The sequence below is a fragment of the Ruegeria sp. AF3 genome, from assembly GCF_056536285.1.
The window spans coordinates 3307909-3331254 of sequence record NZ_JBQFJM010000001.1 but is presented as its reverse complement, the minus strand read 5'-3'; the positions used below and the strand labels follow the sequence as shown (position 1 = coordinate 3331254).

21 protein-coding genes and 2 pseudogenes are annotated in these 23346 nt (G+C 57.8%); 16 read left to right on the top strand and 7 right to left on the bottom strand.

The genetic code is table 11. The annotated features are described in order from the left end of the window. Positions 1-55 precede the first annotated feature (55 nt). The 3 genes and pseudogenes from rocF (at position 56) to ACR3FC_RS16655 (ending at position 2945) form a co-directional block, all read left to right on the top strand. Positions 56-975: pseudogene (gene rocF, locus ACR3FC_RS16665) on the top strand (arginase). After that, the gene (ctlX, locus tag ACR3FC_RS16660) at positions 975-1895 is read left to right on the top strand and encodes a citrulline utilization hydrolase CtlX (RefSeq protein ID WP_480472341.1); all 921 of its coding nucleotides are present in this window, start codon (positions 975-977) and stop codon (positions 1893-1895) included. Before rocF ends, ctlX begins: the two are co-directional and overlap by 1 nt. Positions 1896-1904: 9 nt before the next feature. Then, complete coding sequence (locus ACR3FC_RS16655) at positions 1905-2945, top strand: ornithine cyclodeaminase (RefSeq protein WP_480476704.1); 1041 nt, start codon at positions 1905-1907, stop codon at positions 2943-2945. A gap of 137 nt (positions 2946-3082) precedes the next feature. Here ACR3FC_RS16655 and ACR3FC_RS16650 read toward each other — a convergent pair whose 3' ends face one another. From ACR3FC_RS16650 to ACR3FC_RS16640, 3 genes are read right to left on the bottom strand one after another with little or no spacing between them, the layout of a single operon-like run. Next, positions 3083-4486, bottom strand: coding sequence for a TRAP transporter large permease (locus ACR3FC_RS16650; protein WP_480476702.1), 1404 nt, complete (start codon positions 4484-4486; stop codon positions 3083-3085). Between the two features lie 3 nt (positions 4487-4489). Next, positions 4490-5119 carry a TRAP transporter small permease subunit gene (locus tag ACR3FC_RS16645; protein WP_480472339.1) on the bottom strand — a complete coding sequence of 210 codons (630 nt, stop codon included), beginning with the start codon at positions 5117-5119 and terminating at the stop codon, positions 4490-4492. Between the two features lie 56 nt (positions 5120-5175). Continuing rightward, positions 5176-6192 (bottom strand): C4-dicarboxylate TRAP transporter substrate-binding protein, encoded by a 1017-nt coding sequence (locus ACR3FC_RS16640; RefSeq protein WP_480476952.1) that lies wholly within the window; start codon positions 6190-6192, stop codon positions 5176-5178. 430 nt (positions 6193-6622) lie between these two features. On the opposite strand from ACR3FC_RS16640, the pseudogene acs reads away from it, so the two are divergent. The 8 genes and pseudogenes from acs (at position 6623) to ACR3FC_RS16600 (ending at position 16026) form a co-directional block, all read left to right on the top strand. Continuing rightward, positions 6623-8586 (top strand): annotated as a pseudogene (gene acs / locus ACR3FC_RS16635) (acetate--CoA ligase). A gap of 7 nt (positions 8587-8593) precedes the next feature. After that, positions 8594-9277 (top strand): adenylate kinase, encoded by a 684-nt coding sequence (locus ACR3FC_RS16630; RefSeq protein WP_480476700.1) that lies wholly within the window; start codon positions 8594-8596, stop codon positions 9275-9277. A gap of 180 nt (positions 9278-9457) precedes the next feature. Next, complete coding sequence (locus ACR3FC_RS16625; protein ID WP_480476950.1) at positions 9458-9742, top strand: DUF4212 domain-containing protein; 285 nt, start codon at positions 9458-9460, stop codon at positions 9740-9742. A gap of 15 nt (positions 9743-9757) precedes the next feature. Further along, positions 9758-11542: a sodium:solute symporter family protein gene (locus tag ACR3FC_RS16620; protein WP_480476698.1), complete on the top strand. Its 1785-nt coding sequence runs from the start codon at positions 9758-9760 to the stop codon at positions 11540-11542. 108 nt (positions 11543-11650) lie between these two features. Further along, the gene (locus ACR3FC_RS16615) at positions 11651-13474 is read left to right on the top strand and encodes a DUF294 nucleotidyltransferase-like domain-containing protein (RefSeq protein ID WP_480476696.1); all 1824 of its coding nucleotides are present in this window, start codon (positions 11651-11653) and stop codon (positions 13472-13474) included. Between the two features lie 27 nt (positions 13475-13501). Further along, positions 13502-14020, top strand: a complete 519-nt coding sequence (locus tag ACR3FC_RS16610; RefSeq protein WP_480476694.1) for a hypothetical protein — start codon at positions 13502-13504, stop codon at positions 14018-14020. A 2-nt stretch (positions 14021-14022) separates the two neighbouring features. Then, positions 14023-15435: a 3'-5' exonuclease gene (locus ACR3FC_RS16605; RefSeq protein ID WP_480476692.1), complete on the top strand. Its 1413-nt coding sequence runs from the start codon at positions 14023-14025 to the stop codon at positions 15433-15435. 90 nt (positions 15436-15525) lie between these two features. Further along, a complete protein-coding gene (locus ACR3FC_RS16600; protein ID WP_480476690.1) occupies positions 15526-16026 on the top strand; it encodes a flavin reductase family protein in 501 nt (166 codons plus the stop codon). Here ACR3FC_RS16600 and ACR3FC_RS16595 read toward each other — a convergent pair. Genes ACR3FC_RS16595 through ACR3FC_RS16585 form a run of 3 tightly spaced genes read right to left on the bottom strand, consistent with a single transcriptional unit; the run spans position 16023 to position 18255 of the window. After that, positions 16023-16502, bottom strand: coding sequence for a DUF6505 family protein (locus ACR3FC_RS16595; RefSeq protein WP_480476688.1), 480 nt, complete (start codon positions 16500-16502; stop codon positions 16023-16025). The two genes, ACR3FC_RS16600 and ACR3FC_RS16595, sit on opposite strands and share 4 nt — an antisense overlap. Next, complete coding sequence (locus ACR3FC_RS16590) at positions 16499-17197, bottom strand: biotin/lipoate--protein ligase family protein (protein WP_480476686.1); 699 nt, start codon at positions 17195-17197, stop codon at positions 16499-16501. Before ACR3FC_RS16590 ends, ACR3FC_RS16595 begins: the two co-directional genes overlap by 4 nt. Beyond that, the gene (locus ACR3FC_RS16585; protein WP_480476684.1) at positions 17194-18255 is read right to left on the bottom strand and encodes an Mrp/NBP35 family ATP-binding protein; all 1062 of its coding nucleotides are present in this window, start codon (positions 18253-18255) and stop codon (positions 17194-17196) included. Before ACR3FC_RS16585 ends, ACR3FC_RS16590 begins: the two co-directional genes overlap by 4 nt. Before the next feature lie 132 nt (positions 18256-18387). Here ACR3FC_RS16585 and ACR3FC_RS16580 point away from each other — a divergent pair, with 132 nt between their 5' ends. After that, positions 18388-19116 (top strand): hypothetical protein, encoded by a 729-nt coding sequence (locus tag ACR3FC_RS16580; protein ID WP_480476682.1) that lies wholly within the window; start codon positions 18388-18390, stop codon positions 19114-19116. Here ACR3FC_RS16580 and ACR3FC_RS16575 read toward each other — a convergent pair. Beyond that, positions 19110-21062: a 4Fe-4S binding protein gene (locus tag ACR3FC_RS16575; protein WP_480476680.1), complete on the bottom strand. Its 1953-nt coding sequence runs from the start codon at positions 21060-21062 to the stop codon at positions 19110-19112. The genes ACR3FC_RS16580 and ACR3FC_RS16575 overlap by 7 nt on opposite strands. 263 nt (positions 21063-21325) lie before the next feature. On the opposite strand from ACR3FC_RS16575, the gene ACR3FC_RS16570 reads away from it, so the two are divergent. Genes ACR3FC_RS16570 through ACR3FC_RS16555 form a run of 4 tightly spaced genes read left to right on the top strand, consistent with a single transcriptional unit; the run spans position 21326 to position 23311 of the window. After that, positions 21326-21880 (top strand): DUF3305 domain-containing protein, encoded by a 555-nt coding sequence (locus ACR3FC_RS16570; RefSeq protein ID WP_480476678.1) that lies wholly within the window; start codon positions 21326-21328, stop codon positions 21878-21880. After that, on the top strand, positions 21877-22452 hold the full coding sequence (locus ACR3FC_RS16565) for a DUF3306 domain-containing protein (RefSeq protein WP_480476676.1): 576 nt from the start codon (positions 21877-21879) through the stop codon (positions 22450-22452). The genes ACR3FC_RS16570 and ACR3FC_RS16565 overlap by 4 nt, the downstream gene beginning before the upstream one ends. A gap of 4 nt (positions 22453-22456) precedes the next feature. Continuing rightward, complete coding sequence (locus tag ACR3FC_RS16560; RefSeq protein ID WP_480476674.1) at positions 22457-23068, top strand: TorD/DmsD family molecular chaperone; 612 nt, start codon at positions 22457-22459, stop codon at positions 23066-23068. A 57-nt stretch (positions 23069-23125) separates the two neighbouring features. Next, entirely contained in the window at positions 23126-23311 is a 186-nt protein-coding gene (locus ACR3FC_RS16555; protein ID WP_480476672.1) for a ubiquinol-cytochrome c reductase iron-sulfur subunit N-terminal domain-containing protein, read from the top strand. The last annotated feature ends 35 nt before the right edge of the window (positions 23312-23346 follow it).

The following is a 23346-nucleotide window of genomic DNA, read 5'->3' as shown; positions in this document are numbered from 1 at the left end:
TTTTGAGCAATTTGCGCTCTTCACGCAAGACACAGTGACGGCCTAAATGGACCACATGGAACGCAATAACATCATTTTAGTCGGCGCGCCGATGGACGCCGGAAAACGGCGTCAGGGTTGCCGAATGGGTCCTGACGCATATCGCGTGGCCGGGCTGGATCAGGCTTTGACAGATCTTGGTCACTCCGTTTGCGATTGGGGCGACGTGCAACCTGAAGAAACCGGCTTGCCCGAACATCCGCACCTGTTCGCGCTGCCCGAATGCATCGGTTGGACGCAAGCGCTGAGCAAGGTCGCGCTGAAAGCGGCTGATCGGGGCATTCCGATCTTCATGGGCGGCGATCACGCGTTGTCCATGGGAACCGTGACCGGGATGGCCGCTTATGCTGCAAAGATTGACCGCCCACTGTTCGTTCTGTGGCTGGATGCCCATAGTGACTTTCACACCCCCGACAGCACAGACAGCGGCAACCTGCATGGCACACCCGTCGCCTATTTCACAGGAAGGCCGGGGTTCGAGGCATTTCCTTCCTTACCTGCCATCGTGCCAACGGACCGCGTCGGCATGATCGGCCTACGCTCTGTCGACCCGGCAGAACGTTCGGCGCTGGAACAAAACCGGGCCATGCTGGCCGACATGCGCAGCATTGACGAACATGGGATCAAGGCCCCGTTGCTGGCGTTTCTGGACCGTGTCAAAGTTGAAAACGCCCTTCTCCACGTTTCGTTGGATGTTGATTTCCTGGACCCGGCCATCGCCCTGCCGTCGGCACCACTGTTCCTGGCGGTGCGACCGAGCGCGAGGCTCATCTGGTCATGGAACTGCTGCATGAAAGCGGACTGGTCAGTTCGCTGGATCTTGTCGAACTGAACCCGTTTCTGGATGAACGTGGCCGCACTGCAAAACTGATGGTCGATCTGGCCGCCTCACTTATGGGCCGTCGCGTCTTTGACCGCCCCACCCGGAGTTTCTGATGCTATCGCTACAAGCACCGTCTGCAGCAGTAATGATCCGGCCACATGCCTTTGCCTCCAACCCGGAAACACGCGATGACAATGCGTTTCAAACGCTGAGTATCACGTCGGCCGCAGCCACGTCGGAAGCTGCGAGAGATGAACATGACCAGGCAGTTCAACGCCTGCGCGACACAGGAATCACTGTTCACGTTTTTGATGATTTTGGCGATCTCGACACACCCGACAGCGTTTTCCCAAACAATTGGTTTTCCACACATCCTGGTGGTCACATAGCAGTTTACCCGATGTTCGTGCCGTCTCGCCGACGCGAGCGGCGAACCGATGTCATCGAACTGCTCAAACATGAGTATCGCGTGCAGGATGTCATAGACTATTCCGGGCTGGAACAAGACAACCTTGCGCTGGAAGGGACAGGTGCGATGGTGTTGGACCACATTGCCCGCATCGCGTATACAGTCACGTCCAATCGCGCCGACCCGGTCTTGCTGGAGCGGTTCTGCACTCATTTCAACTATGAACCAATTGCCTTTCAGGCCCGCGACGCAAAAGGCAGGGACGTTTATCATACCAACGTATTGATGGGGATCGGCACTCATTACGCGTTAATCTGCCTCGACATGATATCGGACCCCGACCGTCGCTTGACCATTCGCAATCGGTTAGAGGAATCCGGTCGAACCGTGATTGATCTGACTCATGACCAAATCGCCGAATTTGCGGGGAATGCAATTGAGTTGAAGGGACGCGATGGATTGGTGCTGGCATTGTCGAGCCGAGCGTTAGGCGCCCTCACCCCTGATCAAATCAAAATAATCCAAGCCAGTGCAACGCCTTTGCCACTGTCCGTCCCAACAATCGAAACTGCTGGTGGGTCAGTACGCTGCATGATTGCAGGCGTCCACCTTGCCCGCCGATAGGAGAGTACGATGCAACCTTCTGACAAGGCACTCGTGCCTTTTGTGTCCGTCGACAACATGATGCGTTTGATCCACCACATTGGCGTCGAACAGATGATCGTTCAGATCGCCGATCAAATCGAATCCGATTTCAAACGGTGGGAAAGCTTTGACAAGACCCCGCGTATCCCGGCGCATTCTCCGCACGGTGTGATTGAACTGATGCCCACCTCGGATGGTGAGGCATATGGGTTCAAATACGTGAACGGTCATCCCAAAAACACCTCCGAGGGTCTGCAAACTGTGACCGCATTCGGATTGCTGGCGGATGTTTACACCGGATATCCCACTCTGCTGACCGAAATGACGATGCTGACGGCGTTGCGCACGGCGGCAACGTCGGCTCTGGTCGGACGCTATCTTGCCCCGAAGAATGCCACAACCATGGCCATGATCGGCAATGGGGCGCAGTCCGAGTTCCAATGCCTCGCTTTCAAGGCAATGTGCGGGATCGACACTGTGCGGCTTTACGATACCGATCCCGGTGCAACAGCGAAATGCGCCGCAAACCTACAAGGCAAGGGCCTGACGGTCGTCCCATGCAAGACGCCGGAAGATGCTATTGAAGGCGCTCAGATCATCACCACCTGCACGGCAGACAAGAAAAACGCCACCATCCTCACCGACAACATGGTCGGTCCCGGCGTCCACATCAACGCCATCGGTGGCGATTGCCCCGGCAAGACAGAATTGCATCGCGACATCTTGCTGCGCTCAGACATTTTCGTCGAATATCCCGAGCAAACCCGGATCGAGGGCGAGATTCAGGCGCTGGATGCTGATCATCCCGTGACCGAGATGTGGCAGGTCATGACCGGTGCTGCCAAAGGGCGCACAGACAACCGCCAAATCACCCTGTTCGACAGCGTTGGCTTCGCGATTGAAGATTTCTCAGCCCTGCGTTATGTCAAGCAGGCGATCGAAAGCACCGCATTCTTTGAACCTCTGGACATGCTGGCAGACCCGGACGATCCGCGCGACCTGTTCGGAATGCTGATGCGGGCCGGTTAGGCGCACCTAAGGGGGCTCTGCCCCCGTCGCCCGTGCCGGGCGCCTCCCCGGGATATTTATTAGCCAGATGAAGCAGGGGATCCGTTCTTCATCTGGCTTTAAATATCCGGAGCGCGAGGCAGAGCCTCGCATCCCACCTAACCCGCAAGCGATGGCAGGTAGAGTACAATACCAGGGAACGCCACAAGCATTGCTATGGTCAGGGCGTCGGCCACGAAAAACGGCGTCACACCTCTGAAGACATCCTGAACACTCAAATCCGGACGCACCCCGGCGACGACAAAGCAATTCAATCCAATTGGCGGTGTAATCAGGCAGAATTCGGCCATTTTGACTACCAGAATTCCGAACCAGATCGCGCACATCGGCCCAGACATGCCAAACGCACTGTCTGCAGCACTGACCATTTCGCCGCCGTTCAGCGCCATGACCGCCGGATAAACAACAGGTAAGGTCAAAAGCAGCATTCCAATCGCATCCATGAACATGCCCAACACGGCATAAGCCAGCAGAATGCAGATCAAGATCATCATGGGCGACATCTCGAGCCCGGTTATCCAGTCAGAAAAGGCGCCGGGAAGGTCTGCAAATCCTAGAAACCGCACATAGATCAGAACGCCCCAGATGATCGAAAAGATCATCGCGGTAAGCTTGGCCGTTTCCAGCAGCGCGGATTTGAATTCACTCCACCGCATCCCGTGGAACAAGGCGAAGCAGAAGACAATGAAGGCGCCGATTGCGCCGCCTTCCGTCGGTGTGCCCCACGCTTTTTCACCAAACGGGTTATAGACAAAGCAGATGATGATCAGGATGACGGCGACAATAGGAATGGCTCCGGGAAGGGCCGAAAAGCGCTGTTTCCATGTAAAGCCTGTGACCGGGGGACCGACGGATTTAAAGATCACGGCGATCCCGACAATCAGCACGGCATAGATGATCGCTGAAAAAGCACCCGGAATGAACCCCGCCAGAAGTAGCTTCCCGACATCCTGCTCGACGATGATCGCGTAGATCACCAGTATGGCCGATGGTGGGATCAACGAGGCCAGCGTTCCTCCGGCGGCCACCACACCAGCAGCAAAGCGTTTGTTGTAGCCGACCTTTAGCATTTCCGGGATCGCGATGCGGGCAAAGACGGCAGAGGTGGCGACCGAGGCACCCGAAACCGCGGCGAAACCGGCGGTGGCAAAAACAGTTGAAACCGCCAACCCTCCAGGAACCCAGGCGACCCAGCGTTTGGCAGCTTCAAACAACGCCCGCGTGAGCCCTGCGTAATAGGCCAGATACCCGATCAGGATAAAGGTCGGGATCAGGCTGAGGGTGTGAGAGGCAACTTTGGAATGCGGCACTTGCCCGGCGGTTTTGACCGCAACTGTCAGCGCTTTTCCAAACCGCGCAGGATCATACCCAAACTTGGCCCAAAAAATCCAAACCAGCCCGATAAGCCCGGCCAAGCCCGCAGCGAACGCCACGCGCATGCCGACCACGACAAAGACCAGAAGCCCGCCCGTGACCCAGAGGCCAATTTCAATCGTGTCCATAAATCAGTCCTGCCCTTCGAACTGTTCGGCCTCAGCCGCTGCTTGTGCTGCCGCGTCCTGTATCAACGGAACGGCCACCGGAGCTTCCAGTCCCAGCCATAATGCGCGGCCATAGCCCCAAGCCTGCAAAGCAAGCCGCAGGCACAGTACGGAAAACGCGATGGGGGCCAGTAGTTTCGCCGGCCACAATGGAATTCCGATATCAATGGAACTGTCGCGGCTCCACAATGGTGCGCCCAAGTCAAAGGAGCGGTCGAAGTGAGACCAACTGCCCCAAACCAGTGCAAGCATCAGAAGCAGGATCAAAACCACCGAGACCAGTTCGAACAGCCACAACCCCCTGCCGTGAAGGCGCGATAGAACGATGTCCATGCGGATGTGGCCGCCATCGCGCTGAACATATGAAATGCCCAGAAATGCGATCAGTGGCATCGCCTGTTCGATCCAGTCAACATATCCTGGCAATGGGGCATTCAGGGCATTGCGCCCACTGACCGAAATAACGGCGAGCACCATCAAGCCAAATACTGCGAAACCGCTGATGAGCGCCAGAAAACGCTCCAGTTTCAACAACTTCTGATCCAGCTGGCTCAGACGGCTTCCGTCCACCAGCACTGTGGCCTGTCCTGCCATTCCGGTGTTCCCCAATATTAGTGTACCGGGTGCCCGTTGGGCACCCGGGTTCAGGATCAGTTGCCGCCGCGCTGTTGGGTCAGCGTCGCCTGAACGAGATCATAAAGATCCTGCGCTGGCAGTCCCTGTTCCGTCATTTCCGCGATCCACTTCTCACGGATCGGGTCGGCTGCCTTGGTGCGGAATTCTGCGATCACGGCATCATCGATCATGACTTTCTGGACACCCTTTTCTTGCAGAACACTGTCCCATTGCTCGAGCAATCCGTCGTAATTTGTCAGGTAATGGTCAATCGCCTCATCAATCGAGCTGTCCAGCGCCTCGCGATGCGCGGCTGGCAGGGCCTCATAGGCGTCAATGTTGACCACGACTGGGCAGTTTACCGTTCCTGGGTTCAGGTTTGCCGTCCACCAGTCGGCTTCGTTGATCGTCCCGAAAGACAGATGTGCGTGCTGGGCAAAGGCTACAGTGTCGACGACACCTGATTCCATGGCATTGAACGCTTCGGTTGCAGGGACCGATGTCGGAACACCTCCGACCGCCTCAAAGGCTTGCCCCAAACCACCAGTTGCACGGACCCGCATTCCGTCAAAATCAGACAGTTCATCGCGTGGCTCGCCGGTACCGACCAGGTTATACTGCGGCATCGGTGAGGTCATGATGATGCGGGCGTTCCATTGGGCCATCTCATCTTTGACTGCGGGATGATCATAAACCGCATGGCTGACCGCCACCTCCTCCTTCAGGTTGTTTACGCCAAGGAAGGGCAGCTCCAGAACAGTGATCGCGCGGTTTTTGTCGCGGTGGTAGCCTGCACAGAACTGAGCCATCTCGAAGGCGCCGATTTCAATACCGTCCAAGTTCTCGCGCGGCTTGGATAGTCCGCCATAGCTGACATTGATGGTGAATTCACCGCCGGTTTTTTCGCTGACAAGCTCGGCCAGTTTTTCAACATGCTCGGTGAAGGCACGACGTTTGCCCCAGACTGATGCGTTCCATTCAGTTGCAAAGGCTTCACCGACAAAAGCAAAGCTCAGGGCGGCGACGGCCGCGCCGCTCAACATCTTTTTCATCATTTGATCTCCCATTGCTGCGCCTCCTCCCGAGGCGCTTGAGGATCAAGCTAGCGCCAACATTCTACTGTGCCAACCCTGCCTTGGCTTTCCGCTGGTATCAGAAGAAGTTCCCGCTTGGATTGCGCATGCAGGAAAACCAGGTGTTCGTGGACTGACCCCCGCTTGTGTCAAGCAATGCAAGCAGGACATGTGTTACACCTATCCATTTACTTTAAAGAGATTTTTACGAAATTTACGCGTTTTCTTTACTAGAGGTGGCCGTAGTTAGAAATTTCTTTACAAATAAATTCAGGGATTCCGGCAATTTATTTATTTATTTTCAGAACTCGGTAATATTCGACCTTGGGGAGGAACGGGATCGACATTGCCAGACCAAGTGGCAAAAAATGTCCCAACGTAATCCAGTCCAGAGGGAGGAGCCTCAAAAATGACCACCGCTGCCCAGGCAGATGCCAAGACCTATCCGCCATCCGCAGAAACCGTCGCCCGTGCGCATGTTGATGCCGAAAAATATGCCGGCATGTACGCCGCTTCGATCAGTGACCCCGACGCATTCTGGGGCGAGCAAGGCAAGCGCGTTGACTGGATCAAACCCTTCACCCAGGTCAAAGACGTTAACTACGATTTCGGTTCGGTTAAAATAAACTGGTATGCCGATGGCACCTTGAATGTCTCGGCCAACTGTTTGGATCGCCACCTGAAAACCCGCGGTGATCAAACGGCAATCATCTGGGAACCGGACGATCCAAATGATCCGGCTCAGCATATCTCTTACGCAGAACTGCACCGCCGCACCTGCCGCATGGCCAACATCCTTGAATCTATGGGTGTGCGCAAAGGCGACCGCGTCGTCATTTATCTGCCTATGATCCCCGAGGCCGCTTATGCCATGCTGGCCTGCGCGCGGATCGGCGCAATTCACTCTATTGTTTTTGCAGGCTTCTCGCCGGACGCTCTGGCAGCCCGGATCAACGGCTGTGACGCCAAGGTTGTCATCACCGCGGACGAGGCTCCGCGCGGTGGTCGTAAGACGCCGCTGAAATCCAATGCTGACGCGGCACTGCTACACTGCAAGGATACGGTCAAGTGCCTTGTCGTCAAACGCACCGGTGGCCAGACCACCTGGATTGACGGTCGTGACTTTGACTACAACGAAATGGCCCTTGAGGCGGACGACTACTGCGCACCAGCCGAAATGAGCGCCGAAGATCCGCTGTTCATCCTCTACACCTCCGGCTCGACAGGTCAGCCAAAAGGCGTTGTTCACACAACCGGCGGCTATCTTGTTTACGCCGCAATGACGCATGAGATCACCTTCGATTACCACGAAGGCGACGTTTACTGGTGTACGGCAGATGTGGGCTGGGTCACCGGCCACAGCTATATCGTCTATGGCCCCCTGGCCAATGGTGCGACAACGCTGATGTTCGAAGGCGTTCCAACCTTCCCCGACGCGTCGCGTTTCTGGCAGGTCTGCGAAAAACACAAGGTGAACCAGTTTTACACCGCGCCCACAGCGATCCGCGCCCTGATGGGTCAGGGCAAAGAGTTTGTCGAGAAATGCGACCTCAGCGATCTGCGCACTCTGGGAACCGTGGGTGAACCGATCAACCCCGAAGCCTGGAATTGGTACAACGAAGTCGTCGGCAAGGGCAAATGTCCCATCGTGGATACATGGTGGCAAACTGAAACCGGCGGTCACCTGATGACCCCCCTGCCCGGCGCCCATGCAATGAAGCCCGGATCGGCAATGAAACCGTTCTTTGGCATCGAACCGGTGGTGTTGGACCCGCAGTCCGGCGTCGAGATCGAAGGTAATGGTGTCGAGGGTGTGCTCTGCATCAAAGACAGCTGGCCCGGCCAGATGCGCACTGTCTGGGGCGATCATGAGCGGTTCGAAAAGACCTATTTTTCGGATTACAAAGGCTACTACTTCACTGGTGATGGCTGTCGTCGCGATGAAGATGGCGACTACTGGATCACCGGCCGCGTGGACGATGTGATCAACGTGTCTGGCCACCGCATGGGAACGGCCGAGGTGGAAAGCGCTCTAGTTGCACACGCCGCCGTAGCAGAAGCTGCGGTTGTTGGGTATCCCCATGAAATCAAGGGGCAAGGCATCTATTGCTATGTCACTTTGATGAATGACCGTGAACCAAGCGAAGAGCTCCGTAAGGAGTTGCGCACCTGGGTCCGGACCGAAATCGGACCGATTGCCAGCCCCGATGTGATCCAATGGGCCCGGGCCTGCCCAAAACACGTTCCGGTAAGATCATGCGCCGCATCCTGCGCAAGATCGCCGAAAATGATTTTGGTTCGCTGGGTGACACCTCGACACTGGCCGATCCGTCGGTGGTCGAAGACCTGATCGAAAACCGCGCAAGCAAGTGAGGATGTGATGGACGCCGCCACGATCACCACTCCCGCAGTACTCATCCTTCTCAGCCCTCCGGGCGCCGGGAAGGGCACGCAGGCCCGGATGCTGGAAGAGAAATTCGGGCTTGTTCAACTCAGCACGGGTGACCTGCTGCGCGAAGCCGTTGCAGCAGGCACGGACGCAGGCAAAGCCGCCAAAGCCGTGATGGAAGCCGGTGATCTGGTCAGTGACGAGATCGTCATTGCGATCCTGCGCGACCGTATGGCGCAATCAGATTGCGCCAAGGGCGTCATTCTGGATGGGTTCCCCCGCACAACGGTTCAGGCAGAGGCGCTGGATGGTCTGCTGGCGTCCAATGACCAGAAGATCAACGCAGCAATCAGCCTGGAAGTGGAAGATGCCGAAATGGTGATCCGCATTTCGGGCCGCTACACCTGCGCGGGCTGCGGCGAAGGGTACCACGACCAGTTCAAGAAGCCAGCCGAAGACGGAAAGTGCGACAAGTGCGGCAGCACCGAATTCAAGCGCCGCGCGGATGACAACGCTGAAACCGTGGCTTCGCGCCTAGCGGCTTATCATGCACAGACCGCGCCGCTGATCACCTATTACGACGGTCACGGTGTTCTGAAACGCATCAATGCCATGGGCAGAATCGAAGATATCGCTGGCGATCTCGAAGGGATCGTGAGCGACACCATGAGTTAAGGGGAGGAGATAAGCCACAAGGCTTTGATCCTAAAAAGAATACTTCAAAAGACCGCTTTGGCGGACTGGTGAAGTTTTACCTGGCACCATACGGTGTTGGGCATTGTCGAGAAGCGGACCGACGCACTGGAGGAGTTGAGCACCGGGCCGCCAAACGAGGAAGCGAAGGAGGAACCCGCAATGGCGGATCAATCTACAAACTCCGCGCAGGCAGCCGAAGCCGACAAGGGCTATTGGCAGGCCAACCTGCGCCTCATCTACATCAGCCTCGTGATCTGGGCGCTGGTGTCATTTGGATTCGGCATCCTGCTGCGTCCGCTGCTGTCGGGCATCGCCGTCGGTGGTACTGATCTGGGCTTTTGGTTCGCTCAGCAAGGATCGATCCTGGTCTTTCTGGCGCTGATCTTCAACTACGCCTGGCGCATGAACAAGCTAGACGCCGAACACGGCGTGGATGAAGAGTAAGGGAGAGCGGGGATAATGGATCAGTTTACCATCAACCTGCTGTTTGTCGGCGCATCCTTCGCGCTGTACATCGGCATTGCGATTTGGGCCCGCGCGGGTTCCACATCAGAGTTCTACGCCGCCGGTCGCGGCGTACACCCGGTCACCAACGGTATGGCGACAGCGGCAGACTGGATGTCTGCGGCCTCGTTCATCTCGATGGCGGGCCTGATTGCCTTTACCGGCTATGACAACTCGACCTTCCTGATGGGGTGGACGGGTGGCTACGTGCTGTTGGCCCTGCTGCTTGCGCCGTACCTGCGCAAATTCGGCAAGTTCACCGTATCGGAATTCATCGGCGACCGTTTCTACAGCCAGACAGCGCGCATCGTTGCGGTGATCTGTCTGATTGTCGCATCGGTGACCTACGTTATCGGTCAGATGACCGGTGTTGGGGTTGCCTTTGGCCGCTTCTTGGAAGTGTCGAACACCACCGGGCTGTTGATCGGTGCAGGCGTTGTGTTTGCCTACGCGGTGTTCGGAGGGATGAAGGGCGTGACCTATACACAGGTCGCTCAGTACTGCGTGCTGATCACCGCCTACACCATCCCTGCCATCTTTATCTCGCTACAGCTGACCGGCACTCCGATTCCGGCGCTGGGTCTGTTTGGCGACACTGCAAGCGGTGTACCGCTACTGACCAAACTGGACGGCATCGTAACAGAGCTGGGCTTCAACGAATACACGGCCCATCACTCCAACACGCTGAATATGGTGCTGTTCACCCTGTCGCTGATGATCGGTACCGCCGGTCTGCCGCACGTTATCATGCGCTTCTTCACCGTCCCCAAAGTGTCTGACGCACGTTGGTCGGCTGGCTGGGCGTTGGTCTTCATCGCGCTGCTGTATCTGACCGCTCCGGCTGTTGGCGCAATGGCCCGTCTGAACATCACCGACATGATGTGGCCCAATGGTGGCATCGAAGGTGGTGCCGTTACAGTCGAACAGATCGACAATGATGCACGGTACGACTGGATGGCCACATGGCAGAAAACCGGCCTGCTGGATTGGGAGGACAAGAACGGCGACGGCAAGATTCAGTACTACAATGACAAATCTGAATCGATGCAGGCGATTGCGGAACAAAAAGGCTGGGTCGGTAACGAGCTGACCAAGTTCAACCGCGATATCCTGGTTCTGGCCAACCCCGAGATTGCCAACCTGCCCGGTTGGGTAATCGGTCTGGTCGCTGCCGGTGGTCTTGCGGCTGCTCTGTCGACTGCTGCGGGCTTGCTGCTGGCGATTTCGTCGGCCGTGTCCCACGACCTGATCAAGGGCGCAATCAACCCGCAGATCTCGGAAAAAGGCGAGCTTCTGTCGGCACGGATTGCGATGGCTGTGGCGATTGCTGTAGCGACCTGGTTGGGTCTGAATCCTCCGGGCTTTGCAGCACAGACTGTTGCTCTGGCCTTTGGTCTGGCGGCAGCCTCGATCTTCCCGGCACTGATGATGGGGATCTTCTCGACCCGCATCAACAACACCGGTGCTGTTGCAGGTATGCTGGCAGGTCTGGTCGTTACCCTGGTCTACATCTTCCTGCACAAGGGTTGGATGTTTATTCCGGACACCAACTCGTTCACCGATGCCGATCCGTTGCTGGGTCCGATCCAGTCGACCTCGTTCGGCGCTGTCGGTGCCATGGTCAACTTTGCTGTCGCCTATGTTGTGGCTGGCATGACCAAGGAAACTCCGCCGGAGATCAAGGAACTGGTCGAAAGCGTTCGCATTCCCCGTGGTGCGGGTGCAGCTCAGAACAAGTGAGCATGATGCGGTCGTTGGCTCTTGCCTTCGACCGCGTCTTTCGATCCACTACTCCCGCCCGGCATACCACTGGGCGGGATTTTTTCACCAGAACACCGGAGACATCAGATGCCCCTGTCCCACGATGAAATCGCCCGGTTTCTGAAATCCGTTCATCCCTATGACGCGTTACCGGCTGAAGCCCTGGATCAGATCGTAAAACAGATCGAGGTCTGGGAAGTAGAGGAAGACACCTCGGTCTATGAACTGGGTCATGCGCTTCCCGGCGTATTCGTGATCTATGAAGGACAGGTTGAAATCACCGATGAGAATGGTGCAGTTGTCTCTCAACTAGGCTTGCGCAATTCTTTTGGAGAGCGCGGACTGCTGAAAGACGGCAAGGCAGCCACCAAGGCGCGTGCGCACACTCCGTCGGTCCTGATTGTTTTGCCACCGGATCTGGTGCGCGAGTTGATCGACGGTCACGATGTGGTCGCCAAGTTCTTCAACCGCACACGCGGCGACAGAAGCGGCCCGCAAAGCCTTGCGACCAGTTCCATTGATATTCTGATGGCACATAACCCGGCCACCTGCCCCGCGGATACGCCTGTTCAGAAAGCGGCGCAGATCATGCGCGACAAACACATCTCGTCACTATGCATCACAGACGGCGACACGTTGCAGGGCATCGCGACGCTCCGGGATATCTCAGGCAAATATGTTGCGGACGGCCTGCCTCCGTCCACACCGGTTTCCGAGATCATGACCGCGAACCCCGTCACCCTGTCACCCGGTGACATCGGCTCAGACGTGTTGCACATCATGATGGAACGCGGCATCGGCCACGTCCCGATTTCCGAGGGCGGTCGGCTGGTCGGTATCGTCACACAAACCGACCTGACACATTACCAGGCCGTGAACTCGGCCGAACTGGTGCGACGCATTGCCCAGGCAAATACCGCCGAAGATATGGCGCGGGTAACGGCGGAAATCCCACAGCTGCTGGTACAACTGGTTGCAGGCGGGAACCGGCACGAAATCGTCACGCGCCTGATCACCGACGTAGCTGACACGGTTACCCGGCGCCTTCTGGCCCTTGCTGAACAGAAACTGGGCCCGCCCCCTGTGCCGTATCTGTGGCTGGCATGCGGCTCGCAAGGGCGGCAGGAGCAGACAGGCGTGTCGGATCAGGACAACTGCCTGATGCTGGATGACAGCGTGACCGATGTGGATATGGAGTACTTTGCTATGTTGGCCAGGTTCGTGTCGGACGGGCTGGATACCTGTGGCTATTTCTATTGTCCCGGCGACATGATGGCGACCAATCCGCGCTGGTGTCAGCCGGTGCGTGTCTGGCGCGACTATTTCAAGGGATGGATCGCCAAACCGAACCCCGAAGCGCAGATGCTGGCCTCGGTCATGTTTGACTTGCGCCCGATAGGCGGCACGTTCGACCTGTTCGCCGACCTGCAGGCCGACACATTGGCGGCGGCCAGGTCCAATTCGATCTTCGTCGCACATATGATCTCGAACTCGTTGAAACACACGCCGCCGCTGGGATTGCTGCGTGGTTTTGCGACCATCCGGTCGGGCGAGCACCGCAACACGCTGGATATGAAACACAATGGTGTTGTTCCGGTCGTGGATCTGGCGCGAATCTACGCCCTGCAAGGCGAACTGCCCGAGGCCAATACGCGCGCCCGTCTGAAGGCTGGCGAGGCCAATGGCGTTCTCAGCGCGTCGGGCGCACGCGATTTGCTGGACGCCTATGATCTGATCGCCGAAACCCGGCTTGAACATCAGGTCCAGCTGGTCAAATCGGGCAAGAAACCAGACAATTATCTGCCACCATCCGATCTTTCGGACTTTGAGCGAAGTCATCTTCGTGACGCCTTCGTTGTGGTAAAAACGATGCAATCAGCGGTCGGCCACGGCAAGGGAATGCTGGGCTGACATGCATCTGAAGAACGGAGAGACACGATGTTTCTGGAATTGATCGGCACTGTTTTTGCGGGATTCGCTTTTGCGGGTATCGTTCTTGTGCTGAACAAGCTGACCGGAGGGCGGTTGCCGAAATGGGTTACTCCGGTCGCGGCGGGTTTGGGGATGATCGCTGTGACCATATCCAGCGAGTATTCCTGGTACGACCGTACGCGCGAACAGCTTCCCGAGGAAATGGCAATCGTGCAAGAGGTTGAAAGCCGCGCCCTCTACCGCCCGTGGACCTATGTCGTGCCCTTCGTCGACCGCTTTGCCGCTATCGACACCGTGTCGGTGCGAACAAACGAAAACGTTCCCGACCAACGACTTGTCGATCTTTATTTCTTCGGTCGCTGGGCTCCGGTTTCAAAACTGCCCGTGGCCGTAAACTGTGCCGAGAATCGTCGCGCCAACCTTGCGGACGGTGCTGAGTTTTCCGATGACGGACGTCTGCTGAATGCAGACTGGATATCCGCCGTGCCTGCCGACCCCATCATCGACGCCACCTGCGGGGTTTGACAATGCTCACAGGGTTAAGCCTGCGGCTCAGGATATTTCTGTTTTTCTGTCTGCTCGCGCTCGGCGGGATATCAATCAGTTCCGCCGCCCTGTGGATCACCTATGCCCGGGCCGCACAACCTGACCTGTTTGATGACTTCATCTTTGCCGAGGTTCTGATCGGGTTTGGATTGCTGGCTTTGATCGCGGGTGTCTGGCTGTTGTTTGACGACAATGTCGCCAAGCCGATCGAACGGCTTTCAGCGCAACTGCGGGCCCGCGCTCATGCCGGTGTCAGCACCGACCTGGACATGCAAGCCGCGCGGTATTTGGGAGATCTGGCCCCGGCTGCAGCTGGCCTGGCCGAGCAACTTGCCGCAAATGCCATGCACACGGCCGAGGCGGTGGCCGCTGAAACCGCTCATCTGGCGGCGGAAAAACAGCGCCTTACTGCCCTTCTGACCGAGATCCCGGTCGCCATGTTGCTGGCCAGTCCAAAACACCAGATCGTTTTGTATGACGGTCAGGCGGCCGAGGTGCTGGCCCAGATCGCGCATCCCCGCCTGAACGCCTCGCTCTTCGAGTATATCGAATCGACGGGGCTGACGGACGCGTATGGGAAGTTGTGCAAATCAGGTAAGGATGTTTTCTGCGCCCTGACCAGCGTGGACGGCCGACAAACCTATTCGGCCCGAATGAAGCCATTGGGTGACGCACCCGGTTACATGCTGGTGTTCGAAGACAGCGTTGCCCGTATGTCGCCAGATGAGGCCCGCCCGCTGGTCTATGATTTCGAATTGCTGGACACGCCGGGTGACGGCGCGTTTGAAAACCGCTCTTTGCTGGATCTGTGTTTTGTGGTCTTCGACACGGAAACAACCGGCTTGCTGCCACACAAGGATGAGATCGTTCAGATCGGCGCGGTCCGCGTTGTGAAAGGCAAGATCGTCGCGGGCGAGCATCTGGACATGCTTGTAGATCCGGGCATTCCGATCCCTGCTGCCTCGACCCGCGTGCACAAGATCAGTGATCACATGGTTCAGGGCGCACCGGATATTGTCAAAGCCGGACGTGTGTTTCACCAATTCTCACGCGATGCGGTGATTGTGGCCCATAACGCGCCGTTCGACATGGCGTTCCTTCGCCGCCATGCCAAGCGTATGGAAGTCGAATGGGATCATCCGATACTCGACACTGTGCTGTTGTCGGCCGTTTTGTTCGGCGCCAGCGATACACATACACTGGACGCGCTGTGTGAACGGCTGGACATCACTATCCCCGAGGCGCTACGTCATACGGCATTGGGCGACGCGGTGGCAACAGCCGAGGCGCTGGTCAAGATGCTGCCCATCCTGCAAGCGCGCGGGCTGAACACCTTTGGCGAAGTCATCGTCCACACCCGCAAACACGGGCGTCTGCTGGAAGACCTTAATTAACTCCGAAATTTGCAAACGCCGTTCAGCTTTTCGTGGACAATCCGGGCCACGCATGGCACCTGATGCGCGGCCAAGGAACACGCGCGCGATATGACGGAAAAGATTTTCACACCAACCCCGGATCAAAGCCACGCCTTTCGTGAGGCTCTGGGATGTTTCGGAACGGGTGTCACCGTGATCACTGCGCAAACCGAAGACGGCCCACGTGCAATCACCGTAAACTCGTTTGCGTCGGTGTCCCTGGATCCGCCGCTGGTGCTGTGGTGCCTGGCCAGAGAGTCAAACCGCTTCGATACGTTCAGCACCTGCACGCATTACTCGATCCACGTCATGGCTCAGGATCAACAGGATCAGGCGCTAAGATTTGCACGCGACGGTGTGGATTTCACCCATGCCGAGTGGACGACAGACGAGGCTGATCGCCCGCAGCTGGCCAATTGTCTGGCTCGGTTTGACTGCCGTTTGCACGCCCGGCACGAGGCCGGAGATCATCTGATCATTGTCGGTCATGTGGATCAGGTCATGTACCGCACCGGCAAGGGTCTGATCTTCAAGCGCGGTCAGTTCGGCGGGTTTGTAGACCCTTTCTAGTCGTCCAGAGACCCATGCACCGCCAGCACCTCTAGCTGTGCGTCTTGCGGAGTGATCACACGAAAGGATTCGTGCACTCCTGTCTCAGATAATTCTCTGGCGACGGTCAGCAGCGTGTTGGCGGCATGGTCTTCACACAGATCTGACATGTGATCAATCTCAGCCTGTGCCACGCCTAATGCGGCTTCGACCGAGGGCGCTCCATAATACTGCACGAAGTGTTCTGCCAAGTTGCGGGTGACCTGATCCCTTTCAGCGCCTTCGATCTGGGTTACCGCCACAAATGTCACCCGGCCAAAGGTTTCCAGCCCCAGCCAGCCATTCGCAAAAGCCTGACGCGCCTTACCTTCCAGATCCGCGCCGCTCCAGTTCGAAAACTCGAACCCGCCCGAAACGCACCATTCGCCCGTACGTGCCGGAGAATGAAACACGTTCATGTCGCTTTCATCGAAATGGATGGCGCGGGCCAGTTTCATCGTCCGTTCTCCAATAATTCCGTCAACGGGCGCAAACGGGTGTTGACCCCGTCGCGGATCAGCATTCCGAACCGCTCATCCGCTCCAAGGAATACACCGCCATCGACCCGTGGCTCACCTACCCCACGCAGCAGGCCCATCCATTCGGCATGCAGCGGCGCGTTGCCATCCTCCTGCCAGCGGTTGAGCCAGGTCAGCATATGGCGTGACCAGCTTTCGACCAGTTGCGTGGCCGACACCTCGGCGCAGCCTTCATCATAAAGGGCTGTGACATCCGGTGTCTCGCCGGGCGCGGTGCTGGTTTGCATCAATGCGAGCTCCCAGCCGACAATCAGCCAATCCGGTTCTTCTTCCGCGTTTTCCCCGGATGCCGAAACGCGGAACACACCGCATTTCGCGCCATTCACACAGATCACACCGTCCCATTCCAGATGCACCGCCACTTCAGGCGGGGCCAGAGCGCCCAGCGCATTCTGAAACCCGACAGCACAAAGCGGCAGCATCGCCATCGCGTCCCGCAGTGGCACCTCGGGCGCAAATACGATCGCGACACGCAGGTAATCGGCCTGAATGTTATAAACAACCGCCCCCGCATCGCAGCCCAAAGCCGCCATAGCCTGGGCCCGTTCAAACGGGTCTTCCCCACCCTGAACCGGGTGACCCGTCAACAAAGGGGGAAAGACCGGTTGGCTCATACGGTGCCTTTGGTGATCATGTCGCGGGCGATCTTGCGGAAAGCCTCGGCCTGAGGACTGTCTGGCTTGCTGACCACAATTGGCGCGCCCCCGTCTGCGGCTACACGAATGTCCAGATGCAACGGGATTTCACCCAGCAGCGGCACGCCCATCGCCTCGGCCTCAGACTTGACACCACCATGACCGAAAACATGTTCTTCGTGCCCACAGTTCGAACAGATATGCGTGGACATGTTTTCGATCATCCCAACAATAGGTGTCTTGAGCTGATTGAACATGTCGATCCCCTTGCGGGCATCAATCAGCGCCACGTCCTGCGGCGTCGAGACGACAATAGCGCCGTCCACCTTGAATTTCTGGCTCAGCGTCAGTTGCACGTCGCCAGTGCCGGGCGGCAGGTCGACGATCAGCACGTCCAGGGCACCCCATTGCACCTGGCTCATCATCTGTTGCAGCGCCCCCATCAGCATCGGCCCGCGCCAGACAACCGCCTGCCCTTCGTTGGTCATCAACCCCATCGACATCATGGTGACGCCGTGGTTGCGCAGCGGCAGGATCGTCTTGCCATCGGGGCTGGCCGGGCGGCCCGAGACGCCTAACATCCGAGGCTGCGACGGCCCGTAAACATCCGCGTCCAGCAGACCCACGCGCCGCCCTTCTGCGGCCAGCGCACAGGCCAGATTGGCCGACACGGTGGATTTGCCCACACCCCCCTTGCCAGACGCAACGGCGATGATCCGGTCAACACCGGGAACGGCTTGCGGTCCTGTTTGGGATGGTTTGGGTTTCGGCTTCAAATCCGGCGGCGCCTTATCGGAATGCGCAGTCATCAGGGCCGATACATTTGCAACGCCCTCAACCATCTGTGCGGCCTTTTCAGCTGTTGCGCGCACAGGTTCCATCTTTTCGGCATGCTTCGGGTCGATCTCAAGGACAAAGCGAACCGTATCGCCCTCGACATTCAGCGCACGCACGATGCCCGCACTGACAATGTCCTGACCCGAAACCGGATCGGTGATCTTTTTCAGGTTCGCCAGAACCGCGTCACGAACACTCATGCTGTTCTCTCCTTGGTGTGCCCCGCCGACAGGGGCGTGCGTGTCGACATGTATTGGTCGCCGCTCATTGCATGTGTCTCCGTCTCTTTCTGTTCATTTGACGCATCGCAGCCTTCATAGTTAGGCTAAACCATGCGCCTTGTCTTGTTGTGCCTGAGCCTGACGCTCACCGCCACCCCCTCCTTGTCGCAGGAGGCGATTGGCCTTGCGGCTCCGGCAGAGGTTAAAGACTCCGGTCTGTTGCAACATATCCTTCCTCGCTTCTCTCTCAAGACCGGGATACGCGTTGTCGCAGATGATGCCGGTGCCATGGTGCTGGAAACCGCGCCGCCCGGTGATCCTGTCTTTACCCGTGGTGGAGTGGTCTATCACCTGAGGATCGAAGGTGATAATCGTCAAATCCGGTTTCGCGACTGGCTGCATTCAGATATCGGCAAGCGCACTGTCGAAGGTTTTCTTCCTGCGGTGGGTGAGCAGTTCAGCACCGGCTTTGATCCCACATTCACCCAGTCGGACGATACCCTGGATGGCAACACCGTGCTGGGCGAAGAACTATCTATGACCCATTGTGGTCGATGTCATGTGATTGGCCCCCGAAACCGGATGAGCGGGCTTGGCTCAACCCCCTCATTCGCGGTTCTGCGCGCGATGCCGGATTGGTCGGAACGGTTCGAGGCGTTCTTTGCCCTCAATCCCCACCCCGCATTCACGCAGATCGACGGGTTGACACCCCCCTTTGATCCCGAGCGACCATCCCCAATTCACCCGGTCAAGATGACGTTGGACGATCTTGAAGCCATCCTGGCATTTGTTTCGCGCATTGACGCCGCAGATCTGGGCTCGCCGCTAAAGCTTCAGTGATCCTTTCTATCCGAATAGTAATCCTCGGTGGTAACGACCCGAGGCTTTGGTTTTGACTGGAACGGATTGTCCTGCTGCTGGAAATGAGCATTCACCCGGCAATTGTCACACATCTGGATCATCCGCGCCTGTTCCGTTGAGGCAAACATCGGGTGCGTGCCCGAAAGCTTTTCCATTATCCGCTCAACGGTTGATTTCACCCCAAACAAAGCCCCGCATTCGACGCAGGCAAATGGTTCCTCCTCGTTCAGGACCTGCTGAGACAAGGCAGCATCGCTCAGGTCCAGTTGTGGTACCAAGGTGATCGCATCTTCGGGGCAGATCGTCTTGCACATTCCGCATTGCAGGCACGCATCCTGCTGAAAGTTCAGCTGGGGCTTGTCAGGGTTATCCATCAAAGCCCCGGACGGGCACAGAGACACACAACTAAGACAGAGTGTGCAACTGTCAGTATTCACTGCAACGGCACCGTAAGGCGCACCTTCAGGCAATGGCAGCGGGGCTTTGGCCTGCGGATTCAGGGCCTGTGCTGCCAGTCGCGCGATTTGTCGGCGGTTGCCAAGTGGCAAGACCGGATCTGCCAACGGTTCGGGGACATTTTGCGCATACAGCAAGTCTGCCATCGCATCAGGGTCCACCTCCTCAATCAGCCCGATCCCATCCGAACTGGCTATGGCACGTGCCAGTTCAAGTTCGCGATCCAGCGCATCCCGCTCGGTCGTCGGGGCCAGCAGCACATCCACACGCGCAAATCCATGTGCCAGTGAGGCCAGCATTTCCGAATGACCGAACCCGGATATCACTTTCAATTCCAGCGGGATAACATCCGAAGGCAATCCCCGCCCGAACCTTGCTGCAAGCCTTATCATTTCGGCCCCGTGGGCGTCGTGCACAAGCAACCGGGGTGCGATACCGCCTGCCCTTCGGTACGTGCGCGCCAGAGTGTGCATCCGTGATAACAAGGCCGAAACAGGTGGATCTTCATAGGTTATCGCCGTCGACGGACAGACCGCCGCGCATTCACCACACCCGGCGCAGACCATCGGATCAATCGCTACATGCTCGCCCGAGGGCGTGATTGCACCGGTTGGGCAGATATCCAGACAGTTTGAGCACCCGACCTGTTCCGCCCGCGAATGGGCGCAAAGTGTTTCTTCCAGTCGCACGTACAGGGGTTTTTCGAATGTTCCAACCAGTTGGGCGGCGTCAAAAGCCAGACGTTCTACAGAAACCGCATCCTTGGGATCAGCCTTCAGGTACCCCTCGCGCTTGGCCGGGGCCTGCACAAAGGGCGTGCCCCCCGTCAGATCAACAATGATATCGCAGGCCGATTGCGCCCCATCTCTTGGTTCCGTCCAATTGAAAGCACCCCTGCCTGCGGGAACCACTTGCTGCACATTGTCCAGACGCAAAGAAAACCGACCCAGAGCACCCGAAACAGACCGCAACTGTCCCCGAATAACGTCGAAGGCCCGAGAGTCCTGCTCAGCCTGATCTGTGACCAGAACGGTTACAGCCAGTGTCCGGGCCAACCTTTCCGCCAGTCCAAAGGCAACGGTGCCCGGACCTATGATGAAACACGTGCCTTCGCTGATGACATCAACGCTGGGCGTCACGGGTTGCGGCAGGAACGCTTCGGCGGCTAAGGCAGCCATTTTGGCCGTCGCATCCGCGCCCTGATCGGACCACCCAGCGCGATCCCGCAGGTCGACAAAGCCGGGGGTCTCGATATTCATATCTTCGGCAAGCGACCGGAACACCTCTTGTTCTTGCAGACAGGCGATGACGATATCGCCCTCTTGCATCGAGGCCGCAGCGGATTGCAGTTCTTTTGTACAAAGCGCGGTATGCACCTTTGAACAGGAAATTCCGCAGGCGCTTTCGATCCTGTCGGTATCCAGCGCCTGAGTTCCCGCGCAATCGCAGAGCAAAAGTTTCGTGCCCATGTCCCCTCCCTCGGGAAGCAGTCCCGATCCTCTGCACTTTAGGCTGCATTCCCGATGAAGCAACTTCAACCCTGTGCAGCGTGCAGGGCGCCGGGCAGAATTGCGCGGCAAAATCCCATAAAACAAAAGCATTCTCAGGCTTTGATCACGAAGACGCTACCGGGAATACGACCAAAGTATTAACGCACGGGCTTGGCACGTGGCTATTTTGTGTACCATAGTGGACGTGGAAAGGCAGGGGAGAGCCTTTCGGGGAGGATCCAGTGGCCAAGGCCGCAAGCCAGATCGACATGCCGGTTGGCGTCATTGTGCGCAAAACACCCGGGGTCACGCGTTGGGCCCGCTGGAACTGGCGCGCGGTCGCCGTGTTGCCTGGTGCAGGGCCAGCCGATTGGCAGGAACTGCGCCGCGAAGGCGAGGCGGTCGAATACCACGCTGCCACCCTTCCTCTGACCCTTTGGGCGGACGAGACCGAAGCCTACCTGGTCAACCTGTCGGACGGGCAGCCCTCGATCTATCTTGTACTGCGGAATGAGCTGAAGGGCGACACGCCGCTGAATGCAGTTCTGATCACCGCTTCTCCGTTCCAGGGGCAGGATTACGCAGATACCGGCGAAGAAATTGTCGAGAAAATCCCAATGACCGAAGGGCTGATCGCCTGGGTGCGGGATTTCACCCTGAAACATCACCAGCACGAAGTGTTCGTCAAGCGCCGTCGCGACAAGAAGCGGACGGATCTGGTTGAAGACGGCAAAGGTGATGCACGTATCCGGCAGGCATCGGACGTGTACCGCTCGCCGAGACGGGTGCTGCAATGACAGAGCGGCGTGATTTCTGGTCGCGCCGGAAGGCAGCCGTTCAGGCCGAAGCTGAAGCCGAGACGATGGCCCTCGAAGAACGGGTGATCGCAGCACATCACACCGAACTTGAAGAAAAGAGTGACGCCGAGATTTTGGCCGAATTCAACCTTCCCGATCCGGATACCCTCGGACCCGGCGATGATGTTTCGGGCTTTATGTCCAAGGCAGTGCCTGATCGCCTGCGGCGCCGCGCCCTGCGTCGGCTGTGGCGGTTGAACCCTGTTCTAGCCAATGTCGACGGGCTGGTCGATTACGGCGAGGACTATACCGATGCGGCCTGCGTGATCGAAAACATCCAAACCGCCTATCAGGTTGGAAAAGGCATGCTGGCGCATGTCGAAGCGCTGGCCGCCGACGCGCAAGAAACGGAAGAAAACGAAATCGAAACTGATACGCTCTCTGAACCAGAGGTCGTGTCAGTTGACCCCGATCCCGTGCCACAGCCGGTTTCAGTGGTTAAGGTGGAAGAGCCGGAAGAAGTCGACCGTCCCCCGTCTCCACGTCGAATGACATTTGAATTTGAAGGATGACCGAATGACCGCAAGTGACGCGCACACTCTGGATGTTTCAGCCGAGGATCGCCTGCGCGCGGATTTCTACAACTTTCTGGGTCTGTTACTGGCAGGTCCTCCGGACCAGATGTTGCTGAACCAAATGGCTGGTCTGGTCGGAGATGACACGGATCTCGGCAAGGCCATTCAATCCATGGCGCGGGTTGCCAAGGTCACCAAGCCAGCCGCTGCCGAACGGGAATTCAATGCGTTATTCATCGGATTGGGCCGGGGTGAGTTGCTGCCTTACGCCAGTTTCTACCTGACGGGCTTCCTGAACGAGAAACCCTTGGCTCAGCTGCGCAATGACATGGCGGTTCGCGGGATCACACGTGCCCAAAACGTGTTCGAGCCCGAAGATAACATCGCCTCATTGATGGAGATGATGGCCGGAATGATCGTCGGGCGTTTTGGCAGCCCGGCATCCCTGGATGACCAAAAGGCATTCTGGAGCAAGCATATCGGCCCCTGGGCCACGCATTTCTATTCGGATTTGGAAGCAGCCGAGAACTCGGTTCTTTATGCATCCGTCGGCACTGCCGGTCGGGTGTTCATGGAGATCGAGCGCGAAGCGTTCCGGATGACGGCGGGGTAACCCGCACATCGCCGGTGTCCCATGGGCGCCAAACCGCAATTGGGAAAGGAGGTTCCCATGAGCAAGACCAAGGAAGAAGGCGCCACCCGCCGTGACTTCCTCAAACTGGCCGGAACCGCAGCACCCGCTGCCGTTGCCGCCAGCCTGACCGGGAAGGCCGAAGCCGCCGCGCTGCCGACCGACGAAACCCGCATTCAGGATACTGCGCATACACGCGCATACATCGAGAGCACCCGGTTCTAGGACTGGACGCTTTCACACCCGACAGACGGTTGCGA